Raw genomic sequence first — 17,896 nt, forward strand, 5'->3', positions numbered from 1 at the left:
TTTACCTCATCATAATAAACCAATCAAATAAAACAGTCAAATAACTAGAAATTAATAAAAAAAACTACAAAAAAAGGTGAAAAATCTTAGATTGACTCAATAAAAAGTAATTAAAACAAAAGTTGTCAAATAAACCCTGTTTTATTAGTTTTACATCAAATTCATCCAGAAAAGTTTACATGAACCTCTGGGAGGTCATGTCAGTCCTGTAAATAAAATCTGGATTTTATTTAGTATTCAATTTACTGAGATTTGCAACTTCATCTGCAAAGGATCCTAAAACCTGTTCAGACAAACCTTCCACAAATTTCAGGGAACCCGCACATTCGTGTCCTCCACCATCTATACCAGCTTCTGGAATTTCAACTGCAAGTTTTGATACGATGTTATTGAGGTTGAAACCGTACATCTCATTTACAGCATCAGTTGCCCTTATAACTGAAAAGTCAGGCCCAAATGCCAGTGTGATTATAGGTCTCTGCTCACCGTAACTTTGAACTATGTTATCGTGCACAAATCCGCATGTTTTACCCGGGGCAGGGTACGTGAACTTGTGGGCAAATTTCTCAACATCCAATATGCTGAAAACCAGTCCGTTTGGAAGTTCTTTGGTTTTGAGGTTTGGAAGAGCTGCCTTCATCTGGGTTGCAACCCTCTTTTGGGATTCATTGTAAAGGGCATCCACAAGTTTTTCGTGTTTTTCCTTGTTTCCAAGGCCGAGAATAGTGTCTATAAGTCCTCTACCATTCATGAACCTCAAGAAAAAGGCTTCAAAGTCTATGCATGTTGCAACTTTATCAAGGTCTTCTTCAGTGTATCCTTTCTCTTCTGCAAGTTTTATGTAAGCTTTTGCCTCTGTGGACCTTGCATGGTCACCTACTGCAGCAATACCTGGTAGATGCATCAGTTTGTCTTCAACTTCAGGATTTATCATCTTTGCAACTTCAACTGCAAGTGCACCGGCTGTTATCTGTGAATCGCCACCAACAAGGTATGGGTTAACGTGTGTGTCAACGTATTCATCTACAGCAACCTTTCCATCGTTCACTTCACCGGGGAAGTGGTGATCTATAACCACTACTTCAATATCGTAGATTTTAACCTGCATAATGGCAAGGATATCCTCTTCGGTGGATCCGTTGTCCAGTAAAACTAAAAGTGGAAGTTTCTGGCCGTGTCTTTCTGTATCTTCAAGGGAAAATGATAGATCCTTTACAACATCTTCTATCTCATAGAAAGGAGCTTTACTTGGTGCTCTTTTAAAGAAATGCCATTCTGCATCGCTGTCGTTGTTGATTTCCTTTAACAATGGTACAACGGCCTTTTCAATGGCAACTCCAGCACATATTCCGTCTGCATCTGCATGGTGCCTTACCAGAACTGATCTACCGTCAAGGATTGCTCTTCTTATGGCTTTTGCAGCCGCCATCATTTTTGGTTTGAGTTTTTCAAGGGTTTCACTTTGAATCAAGAATTCTGTGTCCTCGGGCTTGGCTTTTTCGTCTATTGCTTCATTTATAAGCCTTCTTGCCTCTGAAGCTTCGTCTCCGTCAACCGCTTCTACTGATTCAGATTCTATCTGTATCTTTCCACCATGAAGAGAAACTTCTCCAATGATTTCCACAATGTCTCCGGTGTTTATGCTTGGATAAACCCTTACACCAGGTTCGTCAAAGGCTGCTGCCCATGTTGTTGATGTTTCATCAGAAACCGTGAATATGGTGGGTCCTGAGGTCTGCTGTATCTGAACAATTTCACCAACAAGTTTTACTGTTTTTCCCATAGATTTTGTGGTTACATCACCTATTTTAACCCTTGGTACATTTTTTCTAAGGTTTACAAGTTCATATCCACCTTTGATATTGGACTGTGTAAGGTCTACTTCGCCTTTACCCCTTTTAATCTCAATTATCTTAACAAAAAGTTCATCACCAACTCTGTAGCCAGGTGATCTCATTCTGAGAAGACCGTATGCCTTTTTACTGAGGCTTACAAAGACTCCGTAGTTTTCAACTCGTGTGATTTTACCTTTGTAGTTTGATCCAACCTCAAGGTCGTCTATGTCACAGGATGGGTGAAGGGCATAAACTGTTTCTTTAACTTCACAACCGTCACAGAAGTCGCCAGAATCTATTTCTTTGCCGCATTTTTTGCAAACATTCTTTTCTCCTTTGCCGTTGCAGACAGGGCATGTTTCATGGACTTCTACTTCACCTTTACCGCCACAAACATCACAGGGAACTTCTTCTTCCCCATCGAGCTGGAAGTGTTTCACTGCTTTGGTTGCTACGCCTTTGAAGTGTTTTTTAAGGTCCACTTCACTTTTAACACCTGTACCATTACAGGTTTCACATTCCTTGTAACTTATTACTTTATATCCTTTACCTTTACATTCTAAACATCTTTTTATCATTTATTAACCTCATAACACGATCACTTAAATTTAGAAGGATTTTGTAACACTAAATTGTCTCTATCCGTTTTAAATTCTATTGCTTTATCCATATATCCATTTGAAAGACTGATATGGGTATTTGCATTTACAGTGTCGTTTTCTTGTAGATATGGAATCGCAGTTTTAAGTTCCGTTGTTGCATTTATTTTTGTATCTAACTCTGAAATAACGTACTGCATATAATTTACGTATATATTATCGTTGGAATCCTGCGCATATTTCAAACCAGTCTTTGCAGAGGATTCAGCTAGGTTGAAATCAGATAAAGCGTTGTTACAGTCTGTAAGTGCTTCATCATATTGAAATTTATTTGTAGCATTCGCTGCCTGATTAAAGCTAGCATCACCGCTTTTAAGATGGCTATTTATGGAAGTCGCATCAATGTTAGATGTACTTGAACCTATACATCCGCTCAAGAATACAACGAGAACAACGATAGACAGAATTAAGATTTTATTCTTCATATCAATCCACTTTCTAATTAACTGATATTAATTAATCAATTTTTTAATTTAAGTTATAATTACTCTTCTAAATTAGTTTTATCTTTAAATTATAGATCATCCTTTAGATTAATTTTATCTTAACTTATATATTAATCTCTGATTTCTTTATATGTTGTTTAAGTTTAAAAGAATTTACATTAATAGGTTTAATTTTCCTAAAAACAAGGAACTATTGACGTTTTAAATTAAATAAAATTTAAAAGAAGTATAATATCATATATATGTGTAGTTCATTTAAATAGATTGGGATCGCCATAACCCATGAACAGTACAGTACTCCCTGGCTTTGATAACGTCATTAAATTCTATTTCAAACTCAGCCTCAGGAGCATCACCAGGTTTGAGGAATTTCCTGTATACCCCACCATCTGTTGTTATTGAAATCCATTCTATGAAGTGTTTTTCTTCCATTGGATGTTTTAATGTACTGACTTTAACTTTAACACCTTTATCTGTTTTTTCTATTATTGGGATATGTTTTTCAGCCCCTGTTTCCTGTGGTGTGTCATCCAGAAGTTCCATACCGTTTCCACAGCAATTTAAACTTCCTCCCCCTACATGTATCACTTCAATAATGTTTCCACAAACATTGCACCTGTAAATTTGTCCTCTTTCAACCATAGTATCCCTCTAATTTTAATATGATCTAAATTTGATCTAGTAAGATGATCTAATTTAATCCATGTAATATGATCTAATTTAATCCATCTGGTTAACTCTTTTACTATTTAACTAAATATTTTTAACCAAATACTTTTCAAACTCATATTGTAACTTCAAAGAAAAATAAATTAAAGAAAATTCTCATTAATCTTTTAGTTTTACTGACGTTCATCAGTAAGTTTCACAAAGAATTTCGAAGTATTTGCTTGAATGGCCGCATGCAGGACATTTTGGTATCGGTTCATTTCCTGTATGAACGTATCCACATTTACGGCAGAGCCATTTAACTTCCTGCTCTTTTTTGAACACTGTTCCTGCCTCAACTTCACCTAAAAGTTTTGTGTAGCGTTCTTCATGATGTTCCTCTGCACGTCCGATTGCGCGCAGCCTGACAGCTATAATATCGTACCCTTCTTCATCAGCAGCATCTGCAAATTCAGGATACATCTGGCTGTTTTCGTAGTGTTCACCAGCTATTGCTGCTTTGAGGTTCTCAACCGTGTCACCCATTATTAGAGGTGCTTCTGCTTCCACAGTTACAGCATCTAAATCTTCACTGGACTCCTCTCTAAGCTCTTGTATCAACTTAAAAATCCATTTAGCATGTTGACGTTCATTTTCAGCCGTTACGAGGAATATTTCAGCTATCTGTTCATAACCTTCTTTCTTAGCGATTTTAGAATAAAAACTGTATCGATTCCTGGCCTGACTTTCACCAATGAATGCCTTGCTTAAGTTTTCCAACGTTTTTTTCATCATAAACACCAGCTAACTATTTATAAGTTCTATTTAATAAATTTTTATAATTAGTGATTATATGATTAGTTTCAAAAATTCCTCTTTTTTAATATTTTAGTGGATTTTAAGGTTAATTTGTCATATCCAAACTTCTAAAACCATTATAAACAAAATTCAAGGTTTATTGAAAATATTCCAACAACTTATGGAATCAACGAAACATAGAAGACATTTTAAATAATTTTAAAAAAAATACTCAGTTTTTTTTTCTTTTGCTATCTTGTCAAGTAATGAATTTAGTAACTATTTTTCTAGATCATAATGTTTATATATGGTCATATGTACTGTTATACATATGAAAGAAAATGATATTTGTGAAATTGAATGTATCCATGAAGAAGCAGTGAAACAAGCTAAATCTAATATGATGGATGAAAGTGTCCTCTTAGAAGTATCAGAGACTTTTAAGATATTCGGTGACCTTACAAGACTTAAAATTTTACAAGCTTTATATCACAAAGAGTTATGTGTGTGTGATTTAGCTGCAGTGCTTGATGCGAATCAATCAACAATATCTCACCAATTACGTTTATTAAGGAATAAAAATTTGGTTAAATTCCGAAAAGAAGGTAAAGTAGCTTATTATTCCCTTGCAGATGAACACGTAGTAAAAATAATGGAGATTGGAGTCGAACATGTCACAGAATAACAATAAAACCGAAGAAACCACTGTAGATACATGTAAATATTGTGATGCAAACTTATTTGAGGAAAAAGAAGAGGAAGAGAACAAAATCAAACCAAGTTATATTATAGGAATATCAGCTATAATCTTAGCTGTTGGTTTGTATCTTAACTTCTTTGCAGGCAAAAAATTATTTGCAGAAATCCTTTTTCTTGCAGTTGCAGTAATTTCAGGATATGAAATAATACCAAATGGAATAAAAAAGCTTTTTCAAGGAAAATTTAATATAAGTTTTTTAATTACCATTGCTGCTGCAGGGGCATTCATAATAGGTGAAGGAGCTGAAGGTGCAGCAGTAATATTTCTATTCTTTATTGCAGAGTATTTAGAAGACTATGCTGGAGAAAGAGCCAGAAGGTCAGTTGGAGCGTTAATAAAGCTCACCCCACAAAACGCAGTGGTCAAAAGAGATGGTAAAAATATTGAATTACATGCTCATGCAGTTGATATAAATGAAATTGTGGTTGTTAAGCCTGGAGATAAAATTCCATTAGATGGAATTGTAGTTAACGGTACTTCATCAGTAAATCAAGCTGCAATAACTGGTGAAAGTATACCTGAAACGAAAAAAGAAGGAGACACAGTTTTTGCAGGTACCTTAAATGAAGAAGGTTATCTTGAAGTAAGAGTAACAAAAAAATCAAATGAAACAGTATTATCTAAAATTATAGCGCTTGTTAAAGCATCCCAACAAAAGAAATCAAAAACTGAAGCATTTATAGACAGATTCTCCAATTATTACACTCCTGCAGTAATAGGACTTGCAATAATAGTAGCGACAGTACCACCATTTATTTTTGGCTTAAATTTTGACACATGGTTTTACAGAGCTTTAGTATTGCTTGTAGTATCTTGTCCATGTGCATTAGCCATGTCAACTCCGGTTTCCATAGTTTCAGGAATAACAGCAGGTACAAACAATGGTGTGTTAATTAAAGGCGGGGAATACGTTGAAGCAATGCAAAAAATCAAAACAATGGTTTTTGATAAAACTGGAACACTTACAGAAGGAAAATTAGAAGTAACAGACATTATATCATTAAATAACTATTCTGAAAAAGAAATTCTTCAGATAGCGGGTTCACTGGAATCAAAATCCAAACATCCTCTTGCTGAAGCAGTTATACAATGCATTGAAAAATCAGATATGGACCTAAAAGAAGTAGATAATTTTGAATCTATTACTGGAAAAGGTGTTAAAGGATTAATTAATGAAAAAATGTTTTACATCGGTAAAAGAAGCCTTTTTAAAGGTAGCCCTGATTTACCAGATGACCTCATACGGAAGCATGAAAATGAAGGTAAAACTATTGTTATTATCGGTAATGATGAACATATTATTGGATTGATAAGTTTAATGGATAAAATACGCCCACTTTCAAGAAGCACAATTCAGGAACTTAAAGAAAGCAATATTAAAACCGTAATGCTTACTGGTGATAATGAAGGCACAGCAAAAGCAGTATCATCTAAAATAGGTATTGACAATTATTATGCTGGTCTTTTACCTGAAGATAAGGTTAGAATAATTAATGAGTTACTTGAAAATGGGGAACAAGTTGCTATGGTTGGTGATGGTGTAAATGATGCTCCTGCACTTGCAGTATCCAATGTAGGTATTGCAATGGGCACTGCTGGTTCAGATGTGGCAATAGAAACCGCAGATATAGCTTTAATGCATGATGACATTTCCAAAGTTAATTATCTGATCAATTTAAGCAAAAAAACCATGTCTGTTGTTAAACAAAATGTTTCAGTATCCATTTTAGTTAAAGGGTCCTTCGCATTCTTCGCAGTGCTTGGATTTGTTTCATTATGGATGGCTGTAGCATTTGGAGATATGGGATTAACCCTTGCAGTAATCTTAAACGCTTTAAGAATAGGGAGCGCAGATTAAAGGTATTTTAGACTTTTCTTTATCTTTTTTTGTGGAAATTAAAATACAATCAAAAATCTCATCATATTTTCGCACTAGTTGACCATGGGTAAAAACGCTATATTTGCGCTTCCTTTCGTGTTTTAATCCTAATTTTTGTCATGATCATTGAATTAAACATATATCTAACTTTTAAAGAATTCAAATAATTTAAATTATAAATTTGAAAAATGAAATATTTATGGAAATATTGGATTTATTTAAAAAAAAAGTTATCTTTAGAATAAACACTATAAATAAAAAAGTAATTGTAGATAATCAGATTTTTTTAGGTTTTATCTTTTTAGGTTTTATGCGCCCGGTTATAGCATCACTGATAATATTTGAGTGGCAGGGGTCAGGATAACAAGAACAAAGTAAATTTAGGTTTTTTCCTTCTTCATGCAGCTTCTTCAAGTCGTCAATTCTTTGCCACTGGGGGCTATCCACAGGAAGACCCTTTAAATATTCCTTATATTGATCATTTAGCTTCCTTTTGCAGCCTTTGGTGTATGGGTTTTCAAGTACGGATCCTTTACCCACATACTCAACAAATTCACCTTCTTCACCTTTCCACGTATTTAAATTTCTTACCTTTATTGTCATGTATCGTACCTCACTCCCCTTTGATATTTTAACATGCTTTCTACTTTTATATCTGTCTTACATTACAGATATATTTTATTAATTATGATTGCAGTACTAACATATTTAATTAATTGTGATTGCGTACTTACTTCACATTTATCAAATAAATTAAACGATTTGATTACAATCAAAGGATGGAAAAAAATAATGCAGTGGCAGGACACAAATAGAAAGTGGTGATATAAATGGACGTTGAATGGGTAAGTCTGGAATTAGAAGCTGGTAAGGCAATAACCATTGATAAACGTGTTGACAAAACCATAAGCCTCATAAACCTTGGAACCAGGAAGATAACCATAACCTACAGCAGGAACTCCTACAGGGGCGAACCCTACAAAAGGGTGGTACTTATTTCTAATTTAGTGAGCTACGAGTATCCAGTTTAAAACCAAAAGCATATTCTGAATTTAACTGGCAAGTTCTGATTCAACATCTTCTTTTCAGACATTTATCTAGGTCTAATAAGTTAGACTAGTATATTTTAATGAATATACTTAAGTTCAAAGTTTATACTTTCACAGCATAAATTCAACAGGTTATACTTATTCCATGGGAATCAGTTCAATAACTTATATTGTTCCACATTAGGATATCAATTATTTATGCAGAATTCTCAAAAAATAAGAAACCCAAGGATAAAAAAATGATTTTCATACCCAAAAACTAAATCTTTTGAAATTAGGAAGAATAGACCATTCCATATACACCAAACATTTGAAATACACATGGTTTTCAGGAATTCCATGGACGTTATTATCTAAACATTCATATTAAAAATAGATTCGAAGTTATTATAGTTAGTTCGCTCCAGAACTGTTTGTTTTCCATGCTTTTATATTTAAATTTCGTGATTATTAAATTAGTTTTAAAATTTACCATTAAGTCTTTTTTCTAATACTGTTTGGAAATATAATAAATGGTTAGATAAATATTTAGATTATTAAATAAAGAAAATTTTAGGGAATTTCTTTGAATCTAAACTGGGAGCAAAGAGTTTCTTTTGTATATAAAGAAAAGAAAAATAAGACAGGCAGCTAAATCCTATAAAAAGATCATTAAATAACAGAGGGTTTAACATGTTTGAACGAAAATGCAGTAAATGTGGAAAAGAAACAAATTTTATAACTTATAGTACTAAGCGTTGTGGAAATTGTTTAATTAAGTACAGCCCAACAACAAGAAAACGTTATGAACTATTTAAAGAGATTTTACCTTCAAATTCTGATAAGGGGTTAATAGTCAAAGATATTAGAAAAATATTTAATGAAACGGAATCCTGTATAAATACAGCTTTAAATAATCTTTGGAGGGCAGGATTAGTACACAGGAAAATAAATGAAGATTATGTAGGTCCCGGAAGAGAGTATAAATATTTTATACCGTTGGATAAATGCAATAATGACTGTGAATGGTTTTTTAATAATTGGGACTGCCCGGAATGTAATCCAAAAAAACTCATTAATTCAAACTCATTAAATTAACTATTTATAAAAAAAATCTTTCTTGAAAACTAATAAATTTCAAAACTTCGTTATAGTCTTGTATGGCGAAGTAAAAATTTTTTGAATTGCAAATCATTTTCATTTATAAAACCAGTAAAAAAGCATGTATTTCAAACGCCAGATATACATCTAATCAACTATTTTGACCCAACTTCCAGGTATTTAAAAAAAAGTATGTTAATCTTATTAAAAATCCTTATTCTTGAAAAATAACATAATGACTCTAAAGTACATAATATTAACTAACCCCCATTTACCTTGGGTAAAATTATAAACAAATATAATAATTTTATTAGTTTAGATACTCTTTGATTTTTATCCAGTCCTGCTTTTGTAGTTCCCATTTTCGGTTTATACATCCTAGAGGGCTGCAGTGATACATTGCAAAAAGAATTCTGTCATTGGAAAGTTTAATGGGATTTTTTTTAATTAATTTACTCATTTTGTCTTTGTTAAGTCCATAAATGTCAGCAACAGAATCATAAGCAGGTTTTCCAAGGGTTATGATGATTTTAGGGTCTACAATCTCCAGTGTTGGTTTTAAAAATTCTTTTGAATGTTCTTTAACCCATTTATTTTTAATTTGTTGCGCTCTTATTGCCATTTTTAAGTCCTAAAACGACGTTTGTGAACAGGACGCATCCTTATTCGGGGTATTCAGAAGACCCACATCTATCCCCAATAAACCGAATACTTCTTTCATGCGAGAATTGGTTATGCCATAATCGTCGTGATCTCCTTTATTATCCAGATAATATTTTTCACTACCCCAGTCCTGTCCAATAAGCATAATTTCAGCATTGAGGTTTCCCTGCCACTTAGACCAAGGCCCAATATGGTCTTCTTTATCATAGATGCCTGATTCAATTTCTGATGGATTTTTAAGCCCTTCTGGAAACTTAAATTTCTTTCTTTTGTCTACAAGATCCGTGTAAAGTTCTTCTTTAGTTTTCATTTAATCACTGCGAAATTTATGGAAGTTTCTGTCCTCAACAGATCGCATTAAATCAACATGGTTAAATTAGTCTTTTTCCGTTAGTATTTTGAGGGATGTGAATATTAGTAGTGCACCTAGTATGATTTTCAGTAGTTCTGAAGGGGCATATATGACTAAGAATGCTCCAATTGAGGCACCTATTATGGATCCTATACCCATTGGTAAGACTAGAGCTTTGAGTTCTGATTTTTCAGTGTACATTTTGTTGTTTTTGTGTCTTGTGATTCCAACCATCATTGTGGGTAAGCTAATGATCAGGCTTAGTGTTCCTGCTAGTTTTATGTCTATTCCAAATATTAAGATTAATATGGGTATTATAACTTCTCCTCCAGCAACTCCTAAGAGGCTGCTAATAATCCCAATTAGTAATCCACATAATATGGCTACAATTAGTTCTATATAGATACTGCCAAATGTTACTCCCATTGATCCAAAGGTGAGGAAGCTTTCACTGATAAGAAGCAATCCCATAACCATAAGTAGGGTTAATAATACCTTTTTAAACAAAACGTCAGATATTTTATTGAATAGCCCTATTCCAAAGTAAGCACCTATAGTAGAGCCTACAATTATTCCAATCATTAAAAGTACTTGAGGATAGATAAGAGAGATATCAAAATTATTCATTCTAAAATAAATGGCAGATACAACTGTGATTAAACTTATTAACATATTTAGTGCCACTGCTTTTTTAGCAGTTTTGTTAAAAGTTTTTAATAAGAAAGGCAGCCTAAATTCAGCCCCTCCTAAACCTATTAAACCTCCTAAACAACCAATAGGAGCTCCTATAATAAATGACAAGAATGATGTTTTTTTATTATTCATGTTCTTTGTAAACCTCTATACCTAAAACCTAAATGAATGATTTAGGTTAATGATTATTTGGTTTAAGTTCTGGTTTAAGTTCAAGGTTGAAATGAATTTTTGATAGTTAACACACATTTACAAAGTTAAAAATTTCATAAATCCACCATGGATTTATCTAAAAAGAGTCTTAAACTAAAAAATTATGGATAATTAACAAGCTGATTAAAAAAAAGCTGGTAAAGATAATTCATTCCTCAATAAACTTCATTTGCTTTCTTTTACGGGAATCTTCCAAAGATAACCAACCTTACTTCCTCTTTCCTGTTTATTTTTTCCCTTCTTTTTTTTGACCTGAGCCTCACTACCTTCCCAGGTTCCTAATGTCTCGTCCAAGTATTTGGCTATTTTTTCACTGTAAATCTTCGTTCCAATAGTGTAAGTATCAACTTCATTGTGAATGTAGCCAATTCCCTCACCCTCTCTTTCCATTAACTGGGTTATTTCCATCAATTTTTTATAAAATTTTTCAGAAACCATTTTTACGTCTTCTCCCCTTATATTTTTACCAATAAGCCCTTGTTTATCTACTCTAAAGACGTATTTCATTTTCAAATACGAACAATATCCTATTTATTTATTATATCTGTTTAAAAGGGTATTTTAAATTTTAGGAAAAATAACAACTTCATATTTTTTAGGCTTTTGAATTACATATGTTCATTAGATGCAGATGATAATGATTTTATAGATAAATGAGGGGTATTTTGTATGAGTAACCGGAATAAATTGTACACAAAGAGCTCTGTAACATCTTATGACGGCACCATTATTGGTTATCGGCAAATGGGTAGTGGCCCGGGTCTTATTATCATGCACGGAGGTATAAGTTCATCTCAATACTTTATGAAGCTTGCCATGGTACTTTCCGATGATTTTACGGTATATATTCCAGACCGTCGTGGCCGTGGTTTGAGTGGACCGTTTGGCGATAACTACAGCTTACAAAGGAAAGTTGAAGATTTGGATGCTCTCCTAAAAAAAACAGATGCACACTATCTCTTCGGTGCCTCATCAGGTGCTCTTATCATATTGCAATCAACACTTACTTTGCCAGATATCCATGAAATTGCCCTCTATGAACCGCTCCTTTACGTTAACAAGTCAAAGATGAATAAATTTAACGCCACTGTACAGCGTTATGACAAGAAGATATCTGAGGGCAAATGGATTGCAGCAATGGTAGACATAACAAAAGCTAACGAAAACCCACCTTCAGTGTTTTATAAACTACCAGATTTTTTAATGGCAATAATTTTCACTCTCATATTGTGGATAGATGCCATGAGAGTCAAAGGTGATGATGTAACCATCAAAGATCTTATGCCCACACTGAAATTCGGCGTACAACTGGTCAACGAGACAAAGGGAAAACTTGAAAATTTCAAAGATGTACCTGCAGAAGTGTTACTACTCAACGGCAGCAAGAGCTCAACGTTATTGAAAGATAGCCTCGATGCTTTGAACAAAGTATTGCCACACGTTAATCGTGTTGAACTTCAAGGACTTGACCATGACTCAGCACAAAACTATGGCAAGCCAGAACGCGTCGCACACGAATTAAAACGTTTTTTCCAGTGAATGATTGTATTCCCTTTAAAGCACTATGATGCTGAAATTTATGGTGCTGAAATAGCCATAAAGATTGGAATAGTCCTGATGGTGCTGGAATAGCCCTAAAAGTGTCATGATAAAAAAAATGTAATTACAAATTCTAATTTTTTTTGTATAAATCAAAATGTATATGGACAAACCATTTCACCAGGAATAGATATTTATAAATGGATAAAAGGATAATCTAAAGCCACACAACGTATAAAGGTTTATTTAAAATGAGATCATCATCAAAAAAAAGGTTGGCAACTGCAGTAATTCTCATCATTCTACTTGCAGGACTCTGCCTTTACTATCAAGAAAATTACCAGAAACATACCAACTATCCAGATACCACAATGATACTGGCACACTACCCCCTCGGAGAATATGTATCAGTCTCTGGAGAGGTTAAATCTGTATACCCCTGCGGTTTTGAGCTGGAAGACACAGGAATGAACCAGAAGGTAAATTACAGTGTTGAATCATCCACCTCTGTATCTGTCGGAGATAATGTAGGTGTAATGGGAGTTTTAGAACCTTCATATCATGTTAAGGAGTATAAAATAATTGTAATTTCCAATTGGAGCTACCAATTCATGCTCATACGTTCATTTCTGGCAATCCTATTTTTAGCCTGGCTTTTCAACCGTTACTGGTATTTTAACCCCAAGAAAATGGAATTCAGGAGGCGGAAATAATGCCAGACTGGGTAACCCACATCGCTGCAGCATGGATAATCTGCAGACTTTTACGCTTTAAATATACGAGCTTCGGACCTGAAAACACCGTGCTGGTAATGATAGGAGCTCTGGTACCGGACATTGTGAAATTTGCCATGCTGTTTCAGGCAATGGGCTGGAACATCTGGAACTTCATAGAACCCATACACCTACCTGTAGGATCCTTCACAATTGCAGGTCTGCTATCCCTGCTCTTTCACAACAAAAAAACTGCATTTCTCATGTTAAGCTTCGGAGTGGTCACCCATTACATCCTGGATTTAACCCTGGAAAATGTCAACAACGGCATCTACCTATTTTACCCATTCAACTGGGGTTCATGGCAGTTGGGCTTAACCACAAGTGCTGATTACAACGTTACAGCTGTTGTTTTGGCCCTGGCCCTTGGAGTTTATTTGGTGGGAAGATACACTGACAAAAACCGGACCTAACTATAATTAAGTACCAAAAGTTTTACACCATTATTCAAATAAACCTGAAAAAAGCAGTTTAATCAGACTAAAAAAACAGTTTAATTGGACTTAGTATCTCAACAACTTTAATAAGTTATTTCCTTAAGTATAATTGGATTTACTAACATTACCCAATTTACTCAAAGATCCAATACAATATTTTTAATTATTAAGAATATAATACTACTATGAAAGAAATTTATAGTGAAATTCAGATAAATGCTTCAGCAAGTGTTGTATGGGGTATACTTACAGATTTTGATAAGTTTGGAGAATGGAACCCATTCATTAAGGAAATTTCAGGAACCCTAAAAGAAGGATCTGAACTTAGAATATTCATTGAACCTCCAAATTCAAAGGGTATGGAATTCAAACCAACTTTAAAGAAAGTTGAAATGGAAAAAAAAATTAAATGGCTTGGAAAAGTATGGATTCCAAAATTGATCGATGGAGAACATAGTTGGATTATTAATCAAATTGATGATAACACCGTTTTATTCATCCAAAAAGAAAGATTTACCGGAATATTCGTCCCATTTTTCTCTAAACTATTAAAAAATACTAAATCTGGATTTGAAATGATGAATCAAAATTTAAAACAAAGAGCAGAAAAAATGATGGGATAAAAACTCAATTTTCATTTAAAATCAATCTATTTCATTTAAAGTTTTTTTTATTGTAATTCTACAGAAAATTTTCTAAATTATAGTTAAGTATCCAAAAGTTTTACACTATCTATCTGAATAAACCTGAAAAAAGCAGTTTAATCAGACTAAAAAAACAGTTTAATTGGACTTAATCTCAACAAGTTTAATAAGTTATTTCCTTAAGTATATTAGATTTAAAAAACCTTTGATTAAGATTTGAGAAAATGAAGCTTGTTTATAAAAAAGGAGATAAGATTTAAACTCCTTTTTTTAAAAAAAAATCCTCTTTTGTTCTAAAAAAAAGTTTCAAAACGGGGAAATCATAAATTCATTTGTAACTGTCTTCTGTTAATTTAACTGTTAATTTAACTGTTTTCTCTTAATTTAAACTGTTTTCTGTTAATATCTCGTGAAAAGATTGTTGTTGCACCGATCACAGGAAGGTAAAGGGTCCGTATCGTAGTTGAGATCCCGGCATTCACCACAACCCGTACAAACGTAGGTGCCCCTTCCTGGTTTTTGTCCACTTCTGTAAGGCATTAATTCACCTCCTAACTATTTTTCAAGTAATTTTTGAAGTAATCATGTCCCATCATCGGAAGTAATGATCCTCCAATTTTTACAAGTAACGTATTACTAAATCAAATATAATAATACTATCGATGCACGAACAAAGCAAAAAGTATTAATATATGGTGTAAAAATTTATTTATTTTTAAGGTAAAACAAAAAAAAGATAAATTTAAGATTATTATTAAGTTCAGCCAAACATGTCTTATAAAAATGGTTAAAAACTAGGGATGATCTAGAAATATTAACCCATAAAATAGAATTTAAATTAATTGAAAGATCATCTAATGGGATAAGAAGGATATTAATGGAACGACGCCGAGTTATACTTTAAATCAACTTTTTAAACACGTTTCCCTTATTAAATTGATGAGTACCAAAGGTAAAATGTTTTGCTTACTTTCTTTTATGCTCTTAAACCGTACACAGGAAGCATGAATTCACTTATTTTTTAAACGTCTGGTGATTTGTCTTTAATATTAACAATGGATATAAAAAAAATAAGAAAAGAATTTTATTTAACTTTTAATATTCCTTTTTGTATTTCCCGAGGCTGTGTTACTGGCCACCTTTGATCCTTTACCTTTTGAGTAAATACCGTATAATTTATTATTCCTAGCTGTGTTTTTGGCAATTTTAGCCTTGGCACCTGAAGAATATATTCCATTTTGTTTGTTGTAAGAAGCGGTGTTGTAGTATATGGATGCTAATTTGCCTGTAGAATAAACACCGGTTTGGTAGTTGTTTTTTACTGTATTTTGATAGATGTATGCTGACAATCCTGTGGAACATCCCATGACCTTTATTTGAAAGTACAGTATTTCGGGTTATGGTGGCATATGACCCCACTGAATATATTCCGTTCAGTTTATTGGAATAAATATTATTTCCATAAATAACTGATTTTGATCCTTTAGAATAAACTCCATATTTATTAGCATATACGGTATTGATTTCTATATAAGCCTTGTATCCCGTGGAACTGATACCACAATTAGAATTTGAGTGGACATTACTATTTAGGATTTCAGCAGCAGAACCTGTAGAATAAATTCCATTAGCATTTTTTGTAGCGTTACAATAATATATAACAGCTGCATTACCCAAGGATAGAATACCTTGTTGTTTATTGGAATTAGATGTTGAATTCCTAATGAAAGCACTACTTCCAGAAGAATAAATTCCATTTAATAAGTTGTAGTTTGTATTTGCATAACCTATATAAACCTTGTATCCTGAAGATAAAATTCCATTATTTTTATTGGAATTTGCTTTAACACTTACAATATTAGCATTTGAACCTGTGGAACGTACACCATTTTGTGAATTGGAAGATGCTGTAGCCACATATATTGTTGCATTTTTACCTACAGTGTATATTCCATTTCCTGTGTTGTTACTGGCACTGGGTACGTAATATATATATAGGAAGAATCGCCTGTGCTGTATATTCCGTTTTGTCCATTTTTATCAGCTACAACATAGTCTAAATAAGCGTTATTCCCTGTAGTATAAATACCATTCAAGGAATTGGAATTAGCAGATGATACCCATACAATACGGACATTGTTTCCTGTAGAATAGATTCCATTCTGCTTGTTGCTGGTTGCATTAATACCAAACAAATAAGCATTGATCCCGGTAGTGTAAATTCCATTCATGGTGTTGTAACTAAGTGTTGCAGATGATACTGTATTTTTTTCACCAGTTATATGAATACCATCCCTGGAATTATATGCGGACTGTACAGATTCAAAAGTATTTCCCTGTCCTGCAGAATTAAAACCTGAGTAACTATTTAAATAAGTAGCTGAATTGGTAACAGTATTGTTGTTTCCTGAAACATATATTCCATTCATATAATTGGAATACGCATATGAGTTATTAACTGAATTATTGTTTCCTGAGATGTATATTCCATTACTGTTATAGTGGGTATAATCTTGAGATATGGTGGCTTTATTCCCTTCAGAATAAATTCCGGATTTGTTATTGTAGCTGGCTGTGCTGTTATATATAGTAACGTTGGCTCCGGATGAACTGATTCCGTTGGCAGTGTTATATGTTGCAGTATTAGTATCCAAATAAGCATTATTTCCAGTGGAATTTATTCCATTAGACTTGCTGTAGTGGATGGTATTATTTTTCATGACAACATTAGTTCCAGCAGAGTTTATACCATCTTCTCCACTGGAATTAATGGTATTATTTTCAATACGTGTATTGTCTCCATAAGATTTCACTCCAAATAAGTTACTGCCATTAATTATATTATTGGAAACAATAACATTGGCTCCTGAAACTAAAATGCCATCTCTTGTGGAAGACACTATGCTGTTATTAGTTATAGTTACATTATCTGCTGCTACAGCTAAAGACCCATTAATATAAAATCCAGAAACAAATGTATTTTTAGACGTGTTTAAAATCTGTATAATATGGCTACTGCCATCATAATGAGATTAACACTTCCATTGGCTAAAAGAGTCACAGGTTTATCTAAAATGATTTTCACATCATCATAGACACCATCCATGAATGTGAAAGTATCTCCATCTTCAAAGGTATAATTAGCACCATCCAAACTAAATTCACTTGCAATTCCAGTAGGAGTAAAAATAGTAAGATAACTACTGTTATTTACAGTATAACTGGCCGCCGAAGATGTGCCCGCCAGCGATAAAATAGTCAAGACCAATAATACATCAACAAATTAAACATAATTTATGGATAATTTTTTTCTATATGAAAAATTGTACTTATCGATTAAAAAAAAGAACTTTATAAAGTCAATAATCAACTTTTTAAACGCTTTCCTATATAAAATCCACCACATGGGCAACTATCCACTCTTGTAT

21 protein-coding genes and 1 pseudogene are annotated in these 17,896 nt (G+C 33.3%); 8 read left to right on the plus strand and 14 right to left on the minus strand.

From position 1 onward, the window contains the following. Window positions 1-226 precede the first annotated feature (226 nt). The 4 genes from MSWAN_RS06505 to rbr form a co-directional block, all read right to left on the minus strand. Complete coding sequence (locus tag MSWAN_RS06505; protein WP_013825827.1) at window positions 227-2,413, minus strand: DHH family phosphoesterase; 2,187 nt, start codon at window positions 2,411-2,413, stop codon at window positions 227-229. A gap of 20 nt (window positions 2,414-2,433) precedes the next feature. Further along, on the minus strand, window positions 2,434-2,871 hold the full coding sequence (locus tag MSWAN_RS06510; RefSeq protein ID WP_227716950.1) for a hypothetical protein: 438 nt from the start codon (window positions 2,869-2,871) through the stop codon (window positions 2,434-2,436). Between the two features lie 324 nt (window positions 2,872-3,195). Then, window positions 3,196-3,582, minus strand: a complete 387-nt coding sequence (locus tag MSWAN_RS06515; RefSeq protein ID WP_013825829.1) for a desulfoferrodoxin — start codon at window positions 3,580-3,582, stop codon at window positions 3,196-3,198. A gap of 213 nt (window positions 3,583-3,795) precedes the next feature. Continuing rightward, entirely contained in the window at window positions 3,796-4,380 is a 585-nt protein-coding gene (gene rbr, locus MSWAN_RS06520) for a rubrerythrin (protein ID WP_048187977.1), read from the minus strand. Between the two features lie 313 nt (window positions 4,381-4,693). Between rbr and MSWAN_RS06525 the strand changes: the two genes are divergently transcribed. Both MSWAN_RS06525 and MSWAN_RS06530 read left to right on the plus strand, forming a co-directional pair. Continuing rightward, window positions 4,694-5,071: an ArsR/SmtB family transcription factor gene (locus MSWAN_RS06525; protein ID WP_013825831.1), complete on the plus strand. Its 378-nt coding sequence runs from the start codon at window positions 4,694-4,696 to the stop codon at window positions 5,069-5,071. Then, window positions 5,058-7,004: a heavy metal translocating P-type ATPase gene (locus tag MSWAN_RS06530; RefSeq protein WP_013825832.1), complete on the plus strand. Its 1,947-nt coding sequence runs from the start codon at window positions 5,058-5,060 to the stop codon at window positions 7,002-7,004. The genes MSWAN_RS06525 and MSWAN_RS06530 overlap by 14 nt, the downstream gene beginning before the upstream one ends. A 297-nt stretch (window positions 7,005-7,301) precedes the next feature. Here the strand turns inward: MSWAN_RS06530 and MSWAN_RS06535 are convergent, their stop codons facing one another. Further along, on the minus strand, window positions 7,302-7,628 hold the full coding sequence (locus MSWAN_RS06535; RefSeq protein ID WP_013825833.1) for a DUF4326 domain-containing protein: 327 nt from the start codon (window positions 7,626-7,628) through the stop codon (window positions 7,302-7,304). 227 nt (window positions 7,629-7,855) lie between these two features. Between MSWAN_RS06535 and MSWAN_RS06540 the strand changes: the two genes are divergently transcribed. After that, complete coding sequence (locus MSWAN_RS06540) at window positions 7,856-8,056, plus strand: hypothetical protein (RefSeq protein WP_013825834.1); 201 nt, start codon at window positions 7,856-7,858, stop codon at window positions 8,054-8,056. 690 nt (window positions 8,057-8,746) lie between these two features. Continuing rightward, window positions 8,747-9,151, plus strand: a complete 405-nt coding sequence (locus MSWAN_RS06545) for a hypothetical protein (RefSeq protein ID WP_013825835.1) — start codon at window positions 8,747-8,749, stop codon at window positions 9,149-9,151. 313 nt (window positions 9,152-9,464) lie between these two features. Here MSWAN_RS06545 and MSWAN_RS06550 read toward each other — a convergent pair whose 3' ends face one another. The 4 genes from MSWAN_RS06550 to MSWAN_RS06565 form a co-directional block, all read right to left on the minus strand. Continuing rightward, window positions 9,465-9,776: a uracil-DNA glycosylase family protein gene (locus MSWAN_RS06550; RefSeq protein ID WP_048187979.1), complete on the minus strand. Its 312-nt coding sequence runs from the start codon at window positions 9,774-9,776 to the stop codon at window positions 9,465-9,467. Between the two features lie 9 nt (window positions 9,777-9,785). Further along, a complete protein-coding gene (locus MSWAN_RS06555) occupies window positions 9,786-10,127 on the minus strand; it encodes a hypothetical protein (protein ID WP_048187981.1) in 342 nt (113 codons plus the stop codon). Window positions 10,128-10,193: 66 nt separating this feature from the next. Continuing rightward, entirely contained in the window at window positions 10,194-10,994 is an 801-nt protein-coding gene (locus tag MSWAN_RS06560; RefSeq protein WP_013825836.1) for a sulfite exporter TauE/SafE family protein, read from the minus strand. Between the two features lie 246 nt (window positions 10,995-11,240). Continuing rightward, window positions 11,241-11,582 (minus strand): hypothetical protein, encoded by a 342-nt coding sequence (locus MSWAN_RS06565; protein ID WP_013825837.1) that lies wholly within the window; start codon window positions 11,580-11,582, stop codon window positions 11,241-11,243. A gap of 162 nt (window positions 11,583-11,744) precedes the next feature. Here MSWAN_RS06565 and MSWAN_RS06570 point away from each other — a divergent pair, with 162 nt between their 5' ends. From MSWAN_RS06570 to MSWAN_RS06585, 4 genes are all read left to right on the plus strand, one after another. Next, on the plus strand, window positions 11,745-12,614 hold the full coding sequence (locus MSWAN_RS06570) for an alpha/beta fold hydrolase (RefSeq protein WP_013825838.1): 870 nt from the start codon (window positions 11,745-11,747) through the stop codon (window positions 12,612-12,614). 251 nt (window positions 12,615-12,865) lie between these two features. After that, window positions 12,866-13,327, plus strand: a complete 462-nt coding sequence (locus tag MSWAN_RS06575) for a hypothetical protein (RefSeq protein WP_013825839.1) — start codon at window positions 12,866-12,868, stop codon at window positions 13,325-13,327. Beyond that, entirely contained in the window at window positions 13,327-13,800 is a 474-nt protein-coding gene (locus MSWAN_RS06580) for a metal-dependent hydrolase (protein ID WP_013825840.1), read from the plus strand. Before MSWAN_RS06575 ends, MSWAN_RS06580 begins: the two co-directional genes overlap by 1 nt. Window positions 13,801-14,009: 209 nt before the next feature. Further along, entirely contained in the window at window positions 14,010-14,447 is a 438-nt protein-coding gene (locus MSWAN_RS06585; protein WP_013825841.1) for an SRPBCC domain-containing protein, read from the plus strand. A gap of 420 nt (window positions 14,448-14,867) precedes the next feature. Here MSWAN_RS06585 and MSWAN_RS12460 read toward each other — a convergent pair whose 3' ends face one another. The 5 genes and pseudogenes from MSWAN_RS12460 to MSWAN_RS12630 all read right to left on the minus strand — a co-directional run bounded on the left by MSWAN_RS12460 (window position 14,868) and on the right by MSWAN_RS12630 (window position 17,736). Beyond that, on the minus strand, window positions 14,868-15,008 hold the full coding sequence (locus MSWAN_RS12460) for a zinc ribbon-containing protein (protein ID WP_013825842.1): 141 nt from the start codon (window positions 15,006-15,008) through the stop codon (window positions 14,868-14,870). Window positions 15,009-15,556: 548 nt separating this feature from the next. Continuing rightward, window positions 15,557-15,817 (minus strand): right-handed parallel beta-helix repeat-containing protein, encoded by a 261-nt coding sequence (locus MSWAN_RS13130; RefSeq protein WP_083809374.1) that lies wholly within the window; start codon window positions 15,815-15,817, stop codon window positions 15,557-15,559. A gap of 16 nt (window positions 15,818-15,833) precedes the next feature. Further along, window positions 15,834-16,385 (minus strand): annotated as a pseudogene (locus tag MSWAN_RS13195) (right-handed parallel beta-helix repeat-containing protein); the annotation flags it as partial. A gap of 20 nt (window positions 16,386-16,405) precedes the next feature. Then, window positions 16,406-17,476, minus strand: a complete 1,071-nt coding sequence (locus MSWAN_RS06595) for a right-handed parallel beta-helix repeat-containing protein (RefSeq protein WP_083809376.1) — start codon at window positions 17,474-17,476, stop codon at window positions 16,406-16,408. Continuing rightward, window positions 17,461-17,736 carry a hypothetical protein gene (locus MSWAN_RS12630; RefSeq protein ID WP_144011558.1) on the minus strand — a complete coding sequence of 92 codons (276 nt, stop codon included), beginning with the start codon at window positions 17,734-17,736 and terminating at the stop codon, window positions 17,461-17,463. The genes MSWAN_RS06595 and MSWAN_RS12630 overlap by 16 nt, the downstream gene beginning before the upstream one ends. Between the last annotated feature and the right edge of the window lie 160 nt (window positions 17,737-17,896).

This window comes from Methanobacterium paludis, assembly GCF_000214725.1.
In the GTDB taxonomy this organism is placed as follows: Archaea; Methanobacteriota; Methanobacteria; order Methanobacteriales; family Methanobacteriaceae; genus Methanobacterium_C; species Methanobacterium_C paludis.